Raw genomic sequence first — 16841 nt, forward strand, 5'->3', positions numbered from 1 at the left:
CGCCTGTAGGTTCAGTGGCCTGGAAGTGACCGCACATCGTGAGGACGTTGACGTGACCGACATCGCCATGCTGCCCGAGTCCTGGCGCGGGGTTCTGGCCGATGAGCTGCAGCAGCCGTACTTCAAGGAGCTGACCGAGTTCGTCGAGGAAGAGCGGGCGAAGGGTCCCGTGTATCCGCCGCGCGAGGAGGTCTTCGCCGCGCTGGACGCCACGCCGTACGACAAGGTCAAGGTGCTGATCCTCGGGCAGGATCCGTACCACGGCGAGGGACAGGGTCACGGCCTGTGCTTCTCGGTGCGTCCCGGGGTGCGGATCCCGCCCTCGCTGCGCAACATCTACAAGGAGATGCACGAGGAGCTGGGCACGCCCGTCCCGGACAACGGCTACCTCATGCCGTGGGCCGAGCAGGGCGTGCTCCTGCTGAACGCGGTGCTGACGGTCCGCGGCGGCGAGGCCAACTCCCACAAGGGGCGCGGCTGGGAGAAGTTCACCGACGCCGTGATCCGCGCCGTGGCCGGCCGGCCCGACCCGGCGGTGTTCGTCCTGTGGGGCAACTACGCCCAGAAGAAGCTCCCCCTGATCGACGAGACCCGGCACGTGGTCGTCAAGGGCGCGCACCCGTCGCCGCTCTCGGCGAAGAAGTTCTTCGGCTCCCGCCCCTTCACCCAGATCAACGAGGCGGTGGCCCACCAGGGCCACGACCCGATCGACTGGCACATCCCGAACCTGGGCTGAGCGCCGCGCGGCGGCGGGGCGCACCGGGGCGGTTGGCTCGGGGGGAAGGGCCGGTGACCGGCGGCGGGACCGGGCGGCGACAAGGCCGGGGAGGCCGGGGCGCGCCGGGGTCCGCTCCACCGGTCCCTGCCCCGGTTCCGGTCCCTGCCCCGGTTCCGGTCCCGGCTCCGGTTTCGGTCCCGGCTCCGGTTTCGGTCCCGGCTCCGGTTTCGGTCCCGGCCCCGACCCGGCCACGGCGCCCTGGCGCCGATGACTGGGCCGGGCCCTCGCCTCTGAGCCTGCCCGCCTCAGGCCCCGACCGGTCCGGACGTGTCCCCGGCGGGCCCGGCGAGGTGTCCCCGGCGGGCCCGCGAGCCCGCCCGGATCGCCGGATGTGGGGTGCCGGGCCCGCGTCTTCGGTGGGATTCGGCCGGTCGGGCCCTAACGTCGGGGGAGTCGGGTCGGGGACAGTGCTGGAGGCCGTGGTGACGGAACGACAGGAGCAGGCGGCGTCGGACGCCGTGCTGACACGGATCGGGCAGTGCATCATGCTGCACCACGCCGGAGACCGTGAGGAGGCACGGGTGCGCTTCCTCGATCTGTGGCGTGAGATCGGCGAGGACGGCGATCCGCTGCACCGCTGCACGCTGGCCCACTACATGGCGGACACCCAGGACGACCCCTCCGACGAACTGGCCTGGGACCTCAGGGCGCTGTCGGCGGCGGAGGAGCTCACGGACGACCGGCTCGCCGAGCACGAGGGCGCGCCGGCGGCCCGCGCCCTCTATCCGTCCCTCCATCTGAACCTCGCCGCCGACTACGTGAAGCTGGGCCGCTGCGAGGCGGCCCGCAGCCATCTCCACCGCGCCCGTGGTGCGGCCGACGCCCTCGCCGACGACACGTACGGAGACGGAGTCCGCGCGGCGATCCACCGGATGGAACTGCGGCTGGGCGAGGGCGATGCCTCCGGCCCGGGGGAGGAACCCGAGGGGCCGTCGCGCCGGCCGTTCTAGAGAGACACCCCTTAGAGCGGTGTCCGGCGTTCTGAGAGGTGTCAACGGCCGTATGTCCGGCCGCAGATGCGTGCCTCGGGGCTGTCCGGGCGCCAGCCGCCGTACTGCCTGCCCAGGGCGCAGACGCCGGGGTCTGCCGGTGCTCCCGGTGCCGCGTGGGTGCCGGAGGGGGCTTCGGCGTGCGGTGCCCTCGGCGGACGCTGGTGCCGGGGGCCCGGGTGCCGCTCGTGGAGGTGGTGGTGGGCGGGAGAGCGCGGGTTCGGGGGTTGCGGCTGTCGCCCGCGCGGCTCGGGGGCCGCGTGGGTGTGCGGGGGCGCCGGGAGGTGTGCCGGGGTGCCCGGGCGTGTGGTCGGGTGCGGGGAGGCGGGCGGTGCGACGCGTTCCAGGGCCTCCTGGGCGGGCGCCTGGACGGGGCGTGGTGCGGCGCTGCCGTCCGGTCGCGGGGCCAGGGGCGGGGAGGGAGCCGCCGCCGGGCCGGACACGGGCGGCCGCTGGACCGTGACACAGCCGGTGAGGGCCGCGACGGCCACGGTGACCAGGAGCGTTGCGGTGGTCGTCGTTCGATGCACGCGCGCAACTCTGCTGGGTCCGGGCCGTCGCCGGCCGGGGGACGGGCCGAGGATGCCCCGCACGGGTGATCTCCGGCCCCGTAGGGGGTGCGGGCGCCACGCGCGGGTGACGCCCCCGGGCCGCGTCGCCCGGCGCACCGGCCGGTCCCCGTGCGCTCGGTCCTCGGGTCCCCGTTCTCTCAGTCCCCGGTCGCCCCGTCCAGGCGCTCGCGGAGCAGGTCGGCGTGGCCGTTGTGGCGGGCGTACTCCTCGATCATGTGGGTGTAGATCCACCGCAGGTTGAACGGCTTGTCGGTGCGCCTGCCGTGGCGCTGGGACATCTCGTCCAGGCCGATGCCGGCCGCGCCGCGTCGGGCGGCCTCGATCTCGGCCTGCCAGGTGGCGTACGCCTCGGCCCAGGTGTCCTTCTCGGTGACGTGGAAGTCGCCGTCGGGGTCCTGCTCGCTGTAGTAGATCGGCGCCGGTTCCTCTCCCACCAGCACGGCGCGGAACCAGTGCCGTTCCACCTCGGCCATGTGCCGCACCAGTCCCATCAGGGACAGGCCGGACGGCTCGGCGGACGCGGTCCGCAGCTGTTCGTCGGTCAGGCCCTCGCACTTCCACGCCAGCGTCTGCCGGTGGTAGTCCAACCAGCCTTCCAGCATGGTGCGTTCGTCGGCGTCCTGGGCGGGCTCTCGGCGTTCCTCGGTCGTCATGCCCCGATCCTGACGCAGCCCGGCACCGTCACACCACGCCATTTCCGGCGCCGCATCAACCGGCTTCGCATCAACCGGCTTCGCATCATCCGGCTTCGCATCAACCGGCGCCGAACATCCCCTCCAGCAGCTCCCGCAGGCTCGCCCGCACCTCGTCGAGCTCCGGCACGCGCGCGTGGAAGGTGCCGGCCACGCAGGAGAACATCAGCCCGTCCGCCCAGGCGATCAGGGACAGCACATGCCGGTCCGGGTCGGCCGAGCCCATCGCCGTGACCAGGGCGCCGAGCTGCTCGCGGAAGTAGGCGCCCGCCGCGTCGAAGTGGGAGCGCAGCTCGGGGCGGCGGGTCGCCTCCAGGGCCAGCTCGTAGCGGGCGAGGGTCAGTTCGCGGTTCCGGGTCAGCGTGCGGTGCGTGGCCAGCGCCAGCCCGTCCACCAGCGCGTCGAGGCCGCCGGTCCGCGGGTCCGGAAGCTCGTGCGGCGCCAGCACCCGCGCCTCCCGCTCGGCCAGTCGCCGCACCGCCAGGTCGAGCAGGGCCTGGCGGGTGCGCGCGAGGTTCGACGTCGAGCCCTGCGGCAGGCCGGCCGCCTCGTCGACCGCCCGGTGGGTCAGGCCGCGCATCCCGCGTTCGGCGAGCAGGGCGAGAGCGGCGTCGGCCACGCGATCGGCGCGCGAGACGTTCGCGGGGGCTGGAGCTGCGGACATGAGGGCCAACCTACCCGGCGACTACGCCCGTGGTACGGGTCACCGCGCGCTTCACTACGCCCGTAGTGCGCCTGCCACTACATCCGTAGTATGTTCGAGCCGTTGCCGCACTACAGGTGTAGTCTCGTTGTGCTGGAGGAGCCATGTCCCCGTCCCGTCCCAGTCCCTCGCGCGTCGTCGTCATCGGCGGCGGCATCGGAGGCCTCGCCGCCGCGGCGGCCCTGCACCGGACCGGCCGGCAGGTCACCGTGCTGGAGCGGGCCCGCTCACTGGAGCCCGTCGGCGCGGCCATCTCGATCTCGCCGAACGCCCTGCGCGCCCTGGACGTCCTCGGCATCGGCGACCGGATCCGCGACCTGGCCGCCTGGCAGGGCGGTGGGGGAGGGCTGCGCACGCCGGACGGCCGCTGGCTCACCCGCACCGACGCCGCCGCGGCGGCCCGCCGGTTCGGCGGCCCCCTGGTCCTGCTGCACCGCGCCACGCTGATCGACAGCCTGGCCGGACTCCTGCCGCCCGAGGCCGTCCGCACGACCGCCGCCGCGAGCCTCACCGACCCCGGCGACGACCACCGCCCCGCCCGTGTGCGCACCCCCGACGGCGAACTGGAGGCCGACCTGGTCGTGGCCGCCGACGGCATCGACTCCGCGGCCCGCCGGACGCTGTTCCCCCGCCATCCCGGGACCGTCTACTCCGGATTCACCACCTGGCGCGTCGTGATCCCCGTCCCGGGCGTCGAGTTCGCCCCCCACGAGACCTGGGGCAGGGGCTGCCTGTGGGGCACGCAACCGCTCAAGGACGGCCGGGTGTACGCGTACGCCGCCGCCATGACGCCCGCCGGGCAGCGCGCCGCCGACGACGAGCGGGCGGAACTCCTGCGCCGCTTCGGCCACTGGCACGAGCCGATCCCCGCCGTGCTCGCCGCCGCCCGCCCCGAGGACGTGCTCCGCCACGACGTCCACCACATCGCCGACCCGCTGCCCGCCTACCACCGCGGCCGGGTCGCCCTCGTCGGCGACGCGGCGCACGCCATGCCGCCGACCCTCGGCCAGGGCGGCAACCAGGCCGTCGAGGACGCCGTCGTCCTCGCCCACCACGCCGACGACCTCGCCGCCTACACCGCCGCCCGGCTGCCCCGCACCACGGCCATCGCCCGCCAGGCGGTGCGCGTCGCCCGCGCCAACATGATGAGCAACCGCGCCGCGATCGCCGTACGGAACACGCTGATCGCCGGGGTGTCCAAGGCGCGGCCGGAGCTGCTGCTGCGCGGTTTCGACGGCATCGCCGACTGGCGGCCTCCGCAGTCGCCGTATGCTGCCGTGCACACGGGAACCGTGGGAACAGGCGAGCGATGAGGGAGAGCACGTGAAGGTCGGCTGCATCGGACTGGGCGACATCGCGCAGAAGGCGTACCTGCCGGTGCTCGGCACCCAGCCCGGGATCGACCTGCATCTGCAGACCCGGACGCCGGCGACGCTCGAGCGCGTCGCCGATGCCCTGCACCTGCCCGCCGACCGCCGGCACCCGGCCCTGGACGACCTTCTGGCCCAGGACCTCGACGCCGCCTTCGTGCACGCCCCCACCGCCGTCCACCCCGAGATCGTCACCCGGCTGCTGGAGGCGGGCGTGCCGACCTACGTCGACAAGCCGCTCGCCTACGACCTCACCGACTCCGCACGCCTGGTCGCGCTCGCCGAGGAGCGGAACGTCTCCCTCATGGTCGGGTTCAACCGGCGCCACGCGCCCGCGTACGCGCAGTGCGCCGACCATCCGCGCGAGCTGATCCTGATGCAGAAGAACCGCGTCGGGCTGCCCGAGGAGCCCCGCACGATGATCCTCGACGACTTCGTCCACGTCGTGGACACGCTGAGGTTCCTGGTCCCGGGCCCGGTCGACGACGTCACCGTGCGCGGCCGGATGCGCGACGGACTGCTGCACCACGTCGTGCTGCAACTCGCCGGCGACGGGTTCACCGCGCTCGGCGTGATGAACCGGCTCAGCGGCTCGACCGAGGAGATCCTGGAGGTCTCCGGACAGGACACCAAGCGCCAGGTGGTCAACCTGGCCGAGACCATCGACCACAAGGGCCAGCCGAGCGTGCGCCGGCGCGGCGACTGGGTGCCGGTCGCCCGGCAGCGCGGGATCGAGCAGGCCGCGCTCTCCTTCCTCGACGCGGTGCGCGCGGGCAAGGTGCTCAGTGCCCGTGACGCGCTGGAGACGCACGAACTGTGCGAGCGGGTGGTGCGGACGGTGCTGGAGCGTTCCGGCGCGGCCTGAGCGCCCGCGCCCCCTGCGTCGCGCAGAACGCGGCCAGTACCAGCAGCGCCGCGTGCACCGGCCAGTCCCCGTAGCGGACGTACGGGGTGACGCCGTGCGCGGTCGGCACGTCGTACACCTCGGTCGTGCTCGCGTCCGTGCCGAGCCAGGGGCCGACGCGCTGTCCGCCGGGGCCGTAGACGGCCGACACCCCGGTCAGCGTGGCGTGCACCATGGGCCGCCCCGTCTCGGCGGCCCGCAGCGCGCCGAGCGAGGCGTGCTGCTCGGGAGCCCAGCTGTGCTGGAACGTGGAGGTCGACGACTGGGCGAGCAGCACCCCCGCGCCGTCCCGCGCCAGGTGCCGGCTCATGTCCGGGAACGCCGTCTCGAAGCAGACCAGCGGGCCGACCCGCAGCCCGTGGCCCACGTCCATCACCACCTGCGCGCTGCCGCGCCTGCGGTCCTCGCCCGCGGCCTTGCCGACGGAGGTCGCCCACCCGAGCACGGAGCGCGCGGGAATGTACTCGCCGAACGGCACGAGCCGCATCTTGTCGTAGCGGTCGCCGGTCGGGCCGTCCGGGCCGACGAGCACGGAACTCTTGTAGATGCCCGGCCGGTCGGCGCGCCGGGCGTCCACGTTGACCAGCACGTCGGCGCCCACCTCACGGGAGAGCGCGGCGATCCGCCGCGCCAGGTCCGGCCGCTCGGTCAGGTCGAAGCCGACGCTGGACTCGCCCCAGACGACCAGATCGACGTGCTGCCCCACCAGGGAGCGGGTCAGCCGCTCCTCCCGGTCGAAGCGCCGCTGCCCGCTCTCGGTGCCGTCGACCAGGCCCGGCTGTACGACGGCTATGCGCACGTGGCCGTCGACGCCGGGGCGCGGCGCCCACACCCAGGCCGCCGAGGTCGCCGCCGCCGTGGCCACCAGTCCGGCCACGGCGGGCACCCGGGCGGCACGGACCGCGACGAGCACGGCGACGGCGACGTTGACCGCCACCACCAGGAAGCTCAGCAGCCACACCCCGCCGACCGAGGCCAGCCGCAGCGCCGGCGCGACCTGCCACTGACTGGCACCGAGCATCCCCCAGGGCCCGCCCAGCCCCTGCCAGGACCGCACGAGCTCGACCGCCAGCCAGCCGGACGGCAGCACGACGAGGGCCGCCGCGCACCGCCCCGGCGGGGGCAGACCGGCCAGGAACCGCCGCACCAGCCACCCCCAGGGCACCCACAGGGCACCGAGCAGCGCCGCGAGCACCAGCGTGAACACATGCAGGCTGGGCAGCAGCCAGTGGTGGACGGCCAGCATGAAGCCCAGCCCGCCGAACCAGCCGTCGCAGGCGGCCCGCCGCCCCGTCGGAGCGCAGCGGGCGAGCAGGATCCACGGCACCAGGGCGACGTAGGCGAACCACCACAGCGACGGCGCGGGAAAGGCGAACATGGGCAGTGCCCCCGCGAGCGCGGCGAGCACCGAACGCCGCCACGGGGAGTCGAGCCAGCGGTCGAACCTCTGCATCGGAACAACGCCCTCCTACCCCCGCCTGCCCCGTGGACACCTGCACCTTCCCGGCGGACGGCTCCAGTGTGCGCGCCCGGACCGCTCCCGCCCAGGCCGCCTCCCTGCGCACCCGGCGACCGAGGGAGGAGCTACTGAACCTCGATGCCGAAATCCTGAACGAGTTCCTCCAGGCCGCCCGTGTACCCCTTGCCGCCCAGGACGAAGTCCCAGTCCCCGTTCGACCTGTGGCGGAAGGAGCCGAGCACCAAGGCGGTCTCGCGCGGCCGCCCGTCGGAGACTTCCAGTCGTCCCAGCTCGGCCAGCGACGGGTCGAGCAGGCGGATGCGGGCGTCCGTGAAGCCGGAGAGGTCGGCGTCCGGGTCGGCCTCCGGATCGATGGCGGCCACCAGGACGAAGCGGTCGGCCTCGTCCGGCAGCCCGTCGAAGGAGACGCAGATCGCCGCCTTGTCGGGTGGGGTGGCCGAAAGGACGCGCACGGAGCCGTCCGGTGTCCGCGGGTTGTTGAAGAAGACGAAGTGATCGTCGCTGAGGACGCGGTTGCCACGGCAGACGAGAGCGCACACGTCCAGCGCCACACCCCCGGTCCACGACATGCCCAGGACGTTGTAGTCGTCGGGCAGGCGTGTGTCCGCAACCGTCGGCGTCGGCTGCGCTCCGGCATGACGGGCGCCGTCGCCCAGGCGCCCTCGCAACCCATGGCGATGCAGCAGGTCGACGAGTTCGGTTCCCGAGATCAGTTCGAGCGGCTTGCCGTTGGCGAAGGTGTGCGAGCCGGGACCGAACTTCGAGGTCGTCACGAGGACGCCTTTGTTGGCGCCGGCGTCCTGCACGGTCCCGTACAGGTCGCGCACCGCCGTCGGCGGCACCGTGTTGCGGTAGCGCTTGACCTGTACGACGATCTTGCCGCCTCGGATCGGTGTGGGATCCAGCGCGTCGACGTCCACCCCGCCGTCGTTCGAGCGCTGGGTGGTGACCGCCTGCATCCCCATGGCCCGGAAGAGGTCGGCCACGAGATCCTCGAAGGCGATCGGATCCATGCCGTACAGATCGGGTTCCTCATCGCCGCCGTGCGTGACCACACGGTTCCCGACCTCCTGCGGCCGGCGACCCGGCCGCACCGGAGTGAGCTGGTCGGGACGAGCCGACAGCTGCCCACGCAGCGCCTCCGTCAGACAGCTGCCGGCGTCCACCCGCGCCAAGTGCAGGTCGAGGAACGTCGCGCGCGGAGCCATGACGGTCGCCAGACAGATGCGGCCCGGTCGGCCCGTCGTGGGGTCGTGCCCGTCGACGACCCCGTTCAAGATCACGGAGTCGAGCGCGCCCGGCTCGTCCGCGGCGAAGAGCTCGTGCAGGACGAGCAGCACGCACTGCGCGAGAACCTCCCGGTACAGGGCTCGGCGTTGACCTACGGGGCGGGGCGTCTCCCTGTCCTGGTCCGTGCTCGGCATGTACCGAACGGACTTGGTCTCGGGTACGACGCTGTAGGAGGGCAGTTCCCAGTCCAGCACCAGTTGGCCGGCTGCCGGGTCGTAGGCTGCCGCCACCTGGCATGGGAAGCCCTCCGGCCACACGGCCGAGGCGTAGAGAGCGGCCGAGAAGTACTCGACCACGGAGTCGGGATCGCGGCGCCCGACTCCTTCGGTCAGTTCCACGACGCCTGTGTTGTGCCGCCGCACCTCGGCGAGCCGGGCATCGGCCCACTGCTGGTACTCGCGCTGGTACGCCGCCAATTGCTGCTGTCGCTGGGCCTCCGCCGCCTGGGCCGCGTGCCAGTCCCTCTCGAAGCGGGCCCGGGCCTCCGCCTGTGCCTGAGCCCGGCGGCCGGCGGTCCACCCGCCCTGGGCCTGGTAGTGGGCGAAGTCCGGCATGGGCACGGGCTGCGCCAAGGGTCCCGGGGAGAAGGGCTCGATCTCTTCGGCGCGCATCAGGGAGGACGCCCTGAAGGCCGGGGCCCGAGAACCCGAGGCGAGCAGACCTTGCAGTGCCGTGACCTGGGCGTCGAGTTCCTCGGTGCGGCGTAGTGCCTCTGCCTGCCGGTACTCTCGGTGGCTCTGGGCAGCTCGCCGTTGATAGGCACGTGCCTGCTGCGCTTCCTGTCTCCGTCGTCGGGCGTCGGCCTCCATCTGGCGCTGCTGCTGCCTCTGCACCTCGGCCCAGACGCCGACCAAGCCGTTAGAGCGACGACTCATGTGTTGCAGGCCCTCCCCAAGGCGCGCTGGTTGTCCCCACAACCAGTTGTCATGCGACGACTCTATCCAGTGATGCCCGTCTCGCACATCCGGCCGACAACGGCGGCGGGCCCAGCCGGAGTGCGCCGGCGGCCATGGCGCCGGACGCGGGAGTTCGTCAGCCCCACCGGGCAGGTCGGTACCGCGGAACCGCACCCACGTCATGCACGTCATGGGTACGGGAAGGCTCCGCGGGACCGGCTTCTCGCCGCTCCCGTGGTGCCCGCGCCGGCGCCCTGGCGGCCCGTTCTCGAGCCCTGCGAGCTCCGCGCCGCCGGCGTCTCTCCCTCCGGCCAGACCCTTGCCGTTGCGACGAGCGGCGATCTGTCCGTGTGGACCCGTCGGACCGGCCAGGGCGGCAGCGGTGGCGCCGAGGCCCGACCAGGCGGTCCTCCGGGGTGAGCTGGGGCGGGGGACGGAGGGCCCGACGAGCGGCCGTATCGGCTGCCCGACGAGGTGCTCGGGCGGGCGCGGGCCTAGGATGATCATATGAAGCGTCTTGTCACCGTCGTCACCGGCGGCAGCCGGGGCATCGGCGCCGCGATCTGTCGTCGGCTGGCGGCCGACGGGCACGACGTGGTGGTGGGGTACGTCAACGACACGCGGGCCGCGGAGGCCGTCGCGGACGAGGTGCTGGAGTGCGGGGCGCGCAGCGTGACCGTGCGGATGGACACCTCGCTGGAGGCGGACGTCGAGCGGCTCTTCGCCACGGCGGAGGAGCGGCTCGGACCGGTGACGGGGCTGGTGAACAACGCGGGGGTGACCGGACCGCTGGGCCGGCTCGCCGACACGGACACCGCCGACCTGCGCCGCGTCGTGGACGTCAACTTCCTCGGCACGCTGCTGTGTTCCCGCCGCGCCGCCCAGCTCATGGCGCCCCGGGGCAACGGCGTGATCGTGAACGTGTCGTCCGCGGCGGCCACGCTCGGCAGCCCCGGCGAGTACGTCCACTACGCGGCGTCCAAGGCGGCCGTCGACGCCCTGACGCTGGGGCTGGCCAAGGAACTCGGCCCCGACGGCATCCGCGTCAACGCGGTCGCGCCCGGCGTGATCGACACCGAGATCCACGCGGCGATGGGCGACCCGGACCGGGCCCGGCGCGCCGCCGGCGCGATCCCGCTGCGTCGGCCGGGCCGGGCGGAGGAGATCGCCGCGGCCGTGGCCTGGCTGATGTCGCCCGACGCCTCCTACACGTCGGGAGCGGTGCTGCGGGTGTCCGGCGGGCGCTGAGGCCGGCCGTGAGGCTGCCGCTCAGGCGGACGCCGAGGACTTTGGGGACGGCTGTTGGGCTGCCGTTCCGGCACGAGGACCTTGGTAACCGCCGGGAGGCTGCCGCTCCGGCGGACGCCGAGGAGGCGGTCAGGGTCCTGCGGGCGTCGAGGGCTCACGCCGCCTCGATCACCCGCCCTCGGATGGCGGCGGCCCACTCGACCACCAGCAGCTCGTACGCGGCGCGCTCCTGGGCCGACAGCGACCCGCCCGAACGCAGCCAGAGCGCCCGGATCTGCTCGTTCAGCTCGGCGGCGGACCGCACGGAACCAGGGGCCATGGAATCGGGGGACATGGCCACAAGCCTAGGGCCAAGTGCTGACGCTGCGCTACCGGACGGCTACGCGAACCGCAGGGATCGGTCACCGCGGCCGACCGCCCGGCGACCGCCCGGTGACCGCCCGCTCAGCCCGCCGACTCGGCCGCGTGCGGGCTGAGCACACCGGCCGCCACCAGCGCGACGATGACGACCCCGAGCGCCACCCGGTACCACACGAACGGCATGAAGCTCTTGGTGGAGATGTACTTCATGAACCATGCGATGACGGCGTATCCGGAGGCGAAGGCGATCACCGTGGCGAACAGCGTCGGTCCCCATGCCACGTGGCCGCTCTCCAGCGCGTCCTTCAACTCGAAGGCGCCGGAGGCCAGTACGGCCGGAACGGCCAGCAGGAAGGAGTAACGGGCCGCCGCCTCCCGCCGGTAGCCCATGAACAGCCCGCCGCTGATGGTGGCGCCGGAGCGGGAGACACCCGGCACCAGGGCCATCGCCTGGCAACAGCCGTAGATCAGGCCGTCCTTGACGCCCAGGTCCTCCAGGGCCTTGCGCTGCTTGGGCGCCCGGTGCCGGCCGCCCTTCTCGTCGCGCGCCGCCAGCCGGTCGGCGACGCCGATGACCGCGCCGACCACGACGAGCATCGTGGCGGTGACCCGCAGATCCCGGAACGGCCCCTCGATCTGGTCCTTGAGCGTCAGGCCGAGCACCCCGATCGGGATGGAGCCGACGATCACCAGCCAGCCCATGCGGGCGTCGGGGTCCTTGCGCGTCGTCCTGTCGACGAGCGAGCGGGACCAGGCGGCGAGGATCCGGCCGATGTCCCTGCGGAAGTAGATCAGGACGGCCGACTCGGTGCCGATCTGGGTGATCGCCGTGAAGGCCGCTCCCGGGTCCTTCCAGCCCGAGAAGGCCGCGGTCAGGCGCAGATGCGCGCTGGAGGAGACGGGGAGGAACTCGGTCAGCCCCTGGACGAGTCCGAGAACGAGGGATTCAAACCAAGACATGGAAGTTCGACAGTCCAAGCGCCGGTCGGGAGGTCGGAGATCCGCAGCGTAGCGCTCCGACATGACCGGAACACCACCGGGGCTTTACCGTCCCTTTACGGCACGTGGCGTCCTGCGCCGCTGGCGCCCCGGGCGGGGCCCTGCCGGCCGCTACACGGAAGGCCCGCGGTGCCCGCGCAGTTGGTGCCGCTTGCGCCAGGCCACCGCCGCGCCGGCCAGCCCCGGTACGGCGATGCAGGCCATCGCGATCAGGAAGGCCGGGGACGTCGGCGCGGCGGCGCGGGCGCCCGCGACGACGTAGGCGGCCGTGTTCGGGACCGAGCCGAGCGCCGTCGCCAGCAGGAACGCGGACCAGCCCATGCGGGAGACGGCGGCGCAGTAGTTCGCCGCCCAGAACGGCACCCCCGGGAACAGCCGGGCCGCCAGCATCGAGCGGAAACCGTGCCGGCTGAGCTGCCCGTCCGCCGCCTTCAGCAGCCGGCCGCGCAGCAGCGGCCGCAACGCGTCCTGACCCAGCACCCGGCCCAGTCCGAAGGCCACCCCGGCGCCCAGCACCGTACCGGCCAGTGCCGCCGCGAGCCCGAACTGCGAACCGAACAGGGCTCCCGCGGCGAGGTTCAGCAGCGGCCGGGGCACGAACGCCACCGTGCACAGGCCGTAGGCCACCGCGAACACCACCGCCGCCGCGGCCCCGCCCAGCCGCGGCGGCCAGCCGTGCGCCAGCAGTCGCTGCGGCTGGAAGAGCAGCACGCACGCACCGGATGCGGCGAGCAGCACCAGCAGCAGCGACAGCCGTGACCAGGGTGACAGCAGCGCTCTCGCGCAGCGGGCGGTCAGCGGGAGCGCGCCCGGCGCGGACGCGGGGACGGCGACGGCCGGCTCCGTGACGGCGGCCCGGGGAGAGGCCGCGGCGGTGCCCCCAGAGCGGGTGGTGGCATCGAGCATCTGGTGACATTAACCGACCGGTGTCTCTGATCGCCGCATGGACCGTCTCATGAGTGTCCCCGGCACACATCATGAGCCCCTGAGGCCCCGTCAACCTCCCCGTGCACCGAAAAGCATTCGACCCACGGCGCGCTCTCGGCGATGATCGACCCCATGTTCCGGCACGCCTTCCTCCTCGCCGCATCCGCCGCCGCGGATGCTCCGAAGGCTGCCGTCCTGATCCTCCTGGCCGCAGTCGACGGCGCCCGAAGCTGACCCTCCCCGGATCGTCCGGCGGACCCCGCAGGGGGAGGGTCGGAGAGTCCTCGGGGTCCCGCATTCCTTCACGGCTGAAAGGCTTCGAGGTACAGCCATGTCCAAGACCGCGTACGTGCGCACCAAACCGCATCTCAACATCGGCACGATGGGCCACGTCGACCACGGCAAGACCACCCTGACCGCCGCCATCACCAAGGTCCTGGCCGAGCGCGGCACCGGCACCTTCGTGCCGTTCGACCGCATCGACCGCGCCCCGGAGGAGGCCGCCCGCGGCATCACCATCAACATCGCGCACGTCGAGTACGAGACCGACACCCGGCACTACGCGCACGTGGACATGCCGGGCCACGCCGACTACGTGAAGAACATGGTCACCGGCGCCGCGCAGCTCGACGGGGCGATCCTCGTCGTCTCCGCGCTCGACGGGATCATGCCGCAGACCGCCGAGCACGTGCTGCTCGCCCGGCAGGTGGGCGTCGACCACATCGTCGTCGCCCTCAACAAGGCGGACGCCGGCGACGAGGAGCTCATCGACCTGGTCGAGCTGGAGGTCCGCGACCTGCTCACCGAGCAGGGCTACGGCGGTGACGCGGTGCCCGTCGTACGGGTCTCCGGGCTGAAGGCGCTGGAGGGCGACCCGCGCTGGACGGCGTCCATCGAGGCGCTGCTCGACGCGGTGGACACCTATGTGCCCATGCCGGAGCGGTACCTGGACGCGCCGTTCCTGCTGCCGGTGGAGAACGTGCTGACCATCACCGGCCGGGGCACCGTCGTCACCGGTGCGGTGGAGCGCGGCACGGTCCGCGTCGGCGACCGGGTGGAGGTGCTGGGCGCCGAGACGGAGACGGTGGTCACCGGCCTGGAGACCTTCGGCAAGCCCATGACGGAGGCGCAGGCCGGGGACAACGTGGCGCTCCTGCTGCGCGGTGTCCCGCGCGACGCGGTCCGCCGGGGCCATGTCGTCGCGGCCCCGGGCAGCGTGACGCCCAGGCGGCGCTTCAGCGCGCAGGTGTACGTCCTCTCCGCCCGCGAGGGCGGCCGTACGACACCGGTGTCCACCGGCTACCGCCCGCAGTTCTACATCCGCACCGCGGACGTGGTCGGCGACGTCGACCTCGGCGAGGCGGCGGTCGCGCGGCCCGGGGACACGGTCGCGATGACGGTGGAGCTGGGACGCGAGGTGCCCCTGGAGCCGGGGCTCGGCTTCGCCATCCGCGAGGGCGGCCGGACCGTCGGCGCGGGCACGGTGACCGCCGTGGAGTGAACGGGGTGTGCTGACGGAGCCGAAGGTGCGGGCCGGGCGAGTCCGGCCCGCACCCGGCGAGGTCACCGGCGGGCGCCGGGTGCGGGGGCGGCGCGCACCGGACGTACGGACCGGCACAATGGATCCGTGACCGAGTCCATACCCGTGACGCGCGCCGTCGATCACGGGACCGCCAAGCTGATGCCCGACATCGACCGCGAACGGGCCTGGTTGCTCACCGTGGACGGGGCGCCGCAGTCGTACGTCGACCTGGACGAGCCCACGCACCTGGAGTTCGAGTACGCGCGCCGGCTCGGGCACGTCCTGGACACCGTCGCGGAACCGGGCCGCCCGCTGGACGTCCTGCATCTGGGCGGCGGTGCGCTCACCCTGCCCCGCTACGTGGCCGCGACCCGCCCCGGATCGCGCCAGGAGGTCGTCGAGGCCGACCGGGCCCTGCTGGAGCTGGTCGTCAGCCACCTCCCGCTGCCGGAGGGCGCGGGGACGGCGCTGCACACCGCCGACGCCCGCGCCTGGCTGGAAGCGGCCCCGGCCGATTCGGCGGACGTGCTGATCGCCGACGTCTTCGGCGGCTCCCGGGTCCCGGCCCACCTCACGACCCTCGCCTACGCCCGTGAGGCCGAGCGCGTGCTGCGCGCCGACGGGATCTACCTCGCGAACCTCGCCGACGCCGCGCCCTTCGCCTTCCTGCGCTCCCAACTCGCCACGTTCGCCACGCTGTTCGAGGAACTGGCGGTGATCGCCGAGCCCGGTGTGCTGCGCGGCCGGCGCTTCGGCAACGCGGTGCTGATCGCCGCGCACCGTCCCGTGGACACGGCGGTCCTGGCCCGGCGCACCGCCGCCGACGTCTTCCCCGCCCGTGTCGAACACGGCGCCGCCCTGCGGGAGTTCATCGGCACGGCCGCGGCGGTCGGGGACGAGGGCGCCGTACCCTCGCCCGAGCCTCCGGGCGGGACGTTCAGCGTCGGCTGACCCGCCCGTCCCGCCCGCGGGCCGGGCCCACGCCCGGTCAGCCGGTCGGGTCCCCGTGCAGCCGGACGGTGCTGAGGATCTTGAGGATGGTGGCGTCGGCAAGCTCGTCCTTGACGCCCTTGGCACCGTAGAGGGTCCAGGAGGTGAAGTCGCCCTGCGCGTTCTTGAAGGCGAAGCTGGTCGCCTTGCCGTCGGTGTCGCACTTGTGCGTCTTCGGCACTCCCACGGTGAACGAGGTCGCGACGCTGCCCTTCAGGCCGGACTTGGTGGTGTAGGGCTTCGCCTTGCCGATCTTCAGGTACTTCTTGGCGGCGTCGCTCTGGTTGGTGTAACCGCCGAAGGCGAACGCGGCGGCGTCTCCGCGGGCGATGCTGGCGGTGTCCTTGCCGCCGTTCTCACCCTTGGTGCCGCTGGAGGCCAGGGAACTGGTCTCCTTGGTGCCGTCCTTGTCGTCGTCGGACGTGCACCAGTCCTCCTTCAGGAAGGCGGGCGCGGAGAACACGATGTAGGGAGAGCCATCACCCTTCTTCTTGTCCTCGAAGCCGCTGACCACCCCGGGGGAGTCGACCTTCCAGTCGGGCGGGACGTCGAAGGCCGTGCCGTGCTTGGGATTGAGGACGACCTTCCAGCCGGGGATCACCGGCTTCTCGGTCTGAGTGCCGCGCGGGTTGTCGCCCGTCGTGGTGTCGGACGGGCTCGCACCGGTCGACGCCGAAGCCGAGGCCGAGGCGGACTGGCTCGCCTTGCCGTCGGTCCCGCCGCCGTCCGCCTTGTCGTCCTTGTCGCCACCGAGGACCAGGAACCCGGTCACCCCCGCCGCCACCACCACGGCCGTCGCGGCGATGATCGCGACGAGCTTCGTCCGGTTGCCACCGCCACCGCCACCGCCGCCCGTGCCGGTCGGCGGCTGCGGCCCGCCCACGGGGGTGGGCGCGCCCCACTGCGGCTGCTGCTGCGGCGGCTGGGTGTAGGGGTTGGGCTGTTGGTACCCGGGCTGCTGATAGGGATTCGGCTGCTGGTAACCCGGCTGCTGGTACGGGTTGTTCTGCGGGTTCTGCTCGCCCCCGGGCGGCTGCTGTCCTGGCCACATGGGCAGCAACCCTATGGTGCCGGGGACACGATTCGGTCACCGGGCCTTGTCAGGGACGTACCAGATCGGC

16 protein-coding genes are annotated in these 16841 nt (G+C 73.2%); 7 read left to right on the top strand and 9 right to left on the bottom strand.

The window, feature by feature from the left end; all coding sequences use genetic code 11:
* Window positions 1–52 precede the first annotated feature (52 nt).
* Both ung and ABZ484_RS02250 read left to right on the top strand, forming a co-directional pair.
* Entirely contained in the window at window positions 53–736 is a 684-nt protein-coding gene (gene ung, locus ABZ484_RS02245; RefSeq protein WP_358863996.1) for a uracil-DNA glycosylase, read from the top strand.
* Window positions 737–1200: 464 nt separating this feature from the next.
* Window positions 1201–1728, top strand: a complete 528-nt coding sequence (locus ABZ484_RS02250) for a hypothetical protein (RefSeq protein ID WP_358863997.1) — start codon at window positions 1201–1203, stop codon at window positions 1726–1728.
* A gap of 41 nt (window positions 1729–1769) precedes the next feature.
* Here the strand turns inward: ABZ484_RS02250 and ABZ484_RS02255 are convergent, their stop codons facing one another.
* The 3 genes from ABZ484_RS02255 to ABZ484_RS02265 all read right to left on the bottom strand — a co-directional run bounded on the left by ABZ484_RS02255 (window position 1770) and on the right by ABZ484_RS02265 (window position 3695).
* The gene (locus tag ABZ484_RS02255) at window positions 1770–2297 is read right to left on the bottom strand and encodes a hypothetical protein (protein ID WP_358863998.1); all 528 of its coding nucleotides are present in this window, start codon (window positions 2295–2297) and stop codon (window positions 1770–1772) included.
* Between the two features lie 179 nt (window positions 2298–2476).
* The gene (locus ABZ484_RS02260) at window positions 2477–2992 is read right to left on the bottom strand and encodes a DinB family protein (protein WP_358863999.1); all 516 of its coding nucleotides are present in this window, start codon (window positions 2990–2992) and stop codon (window positions 2477–2479) included.
* A 100-nt stretch (window positions 2993–3092) separates the two neighbouring features.
* Complete coding sequence (locus ABZ484_RS02265) at window positions 3093–3695, bottom strand: TetR/AcrR family transcriptional regulator (RefSeq protein ID WP_358864000.1); 603 nt, start codon at window positions 3693–3695, stop codon at window positions 3093–3095.
* A gap of 143 nt (window positions 3696–3838) precedes the next feature.
* Here ABZ484_RS02265 and ABZ484_RS02270 point away from each other — a divergent pair, with 143 nt between their 5' ends.
* Window positions 3839–5047, top strand: coding sequence for an FAD-dependent monooxygenase (locus tag ABZ484_RS02270; RefSeq protein ID WP_358864001.1), 1209 nt, complete (start codon window positions 3839–3841; stop codon window positions 5045–5047).
* 10 nt (window positions 5048–5057) lie between these two features.
* Window positions 5058–5969: a Gfo/Idh/MocA family oxidoreductase gene (locus tag ABZ484_RS02275; RefSeq protein WP_358864002.1), complete on the top strand. Its 912-nt coding sequence runs from the start codon at window positions 5058–5060 to the stop codon at window positions 5967–5969.
* Here the strand turns inward: ABZ484_RS02275 and lnt are convergent.
* A complete protein-coding gene (gene lnt, locus ABZ484_RS02280) occupies window positions 5887–7461 on the bottom strand; it encodes an apolipoprotein N-acyltransferase (protein ID WP_358864003.1) in 1575 nt (524 codons plus the stop codon). The genes ABZ484_RS02275 and lnt overlap by 83 nt on opposite strands.
* A 131-nt stretch (window positions 7462–7592) precedes the next feature.
* Entirely contained in the window at window positions 7593–9653 is a 2061-nt protein-coding gene (locus ABZ484_RS02285) for a restriction endonuclease (protein ID WP_358864004.1), read from the bottom strand.
* A 528-nt stretch (window positions 9654–10181) separates the two neighbouring features.
* On the opposite strand from ABZ484_RS02285, the gene ABZ484_RS02290 reads away from it, so the two are divergent.
* Window positions 10182–10922, top strand: a complete 741-nt coding sequence (locus ABZ484_RS02290; protein ID WP_358864005.1) for a glucose 1-dehydrogenase — start codon at window positions 10182–10184, stop codon at window positions 10920–10922.
* A gap of 154 nt (window positions 10923–11076) precedes the next feature.
* Here the strand turns inward: ABZ484_RS02290 and ABZ484_RS02295 are convergent, their stop codons facing one another.
* The 3 genes from ABZ484_RS02295 to ABZ484_RS02305 form a co-directional block, all read right to left on the bottom strand.
* On the bottom strand, window positions 11077–11256 hold the full coding sequence (locus ABZ484_RS02295; protein WP_316745110.1) for a hypothetical protein: 180 nt from the start codon (window positions 11254–11256) through the stop codon (window positions 11077–11079).
* A gap of 110 nt (window positions 11257–11366) precedes the next feature.
* Window positions 11367–12242, bottom strand: coding sequence for an undecaprenyl-diphosphate phosphatase (locus tag ABZ484_RS02300; protein ID WP_358864006.1), 876 nt, complete (start codon window positions 12240–12242; stop codon window positions 11367–11369).
* Window positions 12243–12392: 150 nt separating this feature from the next.
* Window positions 12393–13187, bottom strand: coding sequence for a VTT domain-containing protein (locus tag ABZ484_RS02305; protein ID WP_358864007.1), 795 nt, complete (start codon window positions 13185–13187; stop codon window positions 12393–12395).
* A 352-nt stretch (window positions 13188–13539) separates the two neighbouring features.
* On the opposite strand from ABZ484_RS02305, the gene tuf reads away from it, so the two are divergent.
* Both tuf and ABZ484_RS02315 read left to right on the top strand, forming a co-directional pair.
* Window positions 13540–14709 carry an elongation factor Tu gene (gene tuf, locus ABZ484_RS02310; RefSeq protein WP_358864008.1) on the top strand — a complete coding sequence of 390 codons (1170 nt, stop codon included), beginning with the start codon at window positions 13540–13542 and terminating at the stop codon, window positions 14707–14709.
* A 126-nt stretch (window positions 14710–14835) separates the two neighbouring features.
* Window positions 14836–15681: a fused MFS/spermidine synthase gene (locus ABZ484_RS02315; RefSeq protein ID WP_358864009.1), complete on the top strand. Its 846-nt coding sequence runs from the start codon at window positions 14836–14838 to the stop codon at window positions 15679–15681.
* Window positions 15682–15718: 37 nt separating this feature from the next.
* Here ABZ484_RS02315 and ABZ484_RS02320 read toward each other — a convergent pair whose 3' ends face one another.
* Entirely contained in the window at window positions 15719–16771 is a 1053-nt protein-coding gene (locus ABZ484_RS02320; RefSeq protein WP_358864010.1) for a hypothetical protein, read from the bottom strand.
* Between the last annotated feature and the right edge of the window lie 70 nt (window positions 16772–16841).

This window comes from Streptomyces sp. NPDC006393, assembly GCF_040628575.1.
Classification (GTDB): domain Bacteria; phylum Actinomycetota; class Actinomycetes; order Streptomycetales; family Streptomycetaceae; genus Streptomyces.

Excerpts from the sequence above, each read along its gene's own strand:
- ABZ484_RS02265 (WP_358864000.1), bottom strand. The coding sequence starts at position 3,695 with ATGTCCGCAGCTCCAGCCCCCGCGAACGTCTCGCGCGCCGATCGCGTG.
- ABZ484_RS02285 (WP_358864004.1), bottom strand. The coding sequence starts at position 9,653 with ATGAGTCGTCGCTCTAACGGCTTGGTCGGCGTCTGGGCCGAGGTGCAG.
- ABZ484_RS02320 (WP_358864010.1), bottom strand. The coding sequence starts at position 16,771 with ATGTGGCCAGGACAGCAGCCGCCCGGGGGCGAGCAGAACCCGCAGAAC.
- ABZ484_RS02270 (WP_358864001.1), top strand. The coding sequence starts at position 3,839 with ATGTCCCCGTCCCGTCCCAGTCCCTCGCGCGTCGTCGTCATCGGCGGC.
- ABZ484_RS02295 (WP_316745110.1), bottom strand. The coding sequence starts at position 11,256 with ATGTCCCCCGATTCCATGGCCCCTGGTTCCGTGCGGTCCGCCGCCGAG.
- ABZ484_RS02260 (WP_358863999.1), bottom strand. The coding sequence starts at position 2,992 with ATGACGACCGAGGAACGCCGAGAGCCCGCCCAGGACGCCGACGAACGC.
- tuf (WP_358864008.1), top strand. The coding sequence starts at position 13,540 with ATGTCCAAGACCGCGTACGTGCGCACCAAACCGCATCTCAACATCGGC.
- lnt (WP_358864003.1), bottom strand. The coding sequence starts at position 7,461 with ATGCAGAGGTTCGACCGCTGGCTCGACTCCCCGTGGCGGCGTTCGGTG.
- ABZ484_RS02300 (WP_358864006.1), bottom strand. The coding sequence starts at position 12,242 with ATGTCTTGGTTTGAATCCCTCGTTCTCGGACTCGTCCAGGGGCTGACC.
- ABZ484_RS02290 (WP_358864005.1), top strand. The coding sequence starts at position 10,182 with ATGAAGCGTCTTGTCACCGTCGTCACCGGCGGCAGCCGGGGCATCGGC.
- ABZ484_RS02305 (WP_358864007.1), bottom strand. The coding sequence starts at position 13,187 with ATGCTCGATGCCACCACCCGCTCTGGGGGCACCGCCGCGGCCTCTCCC.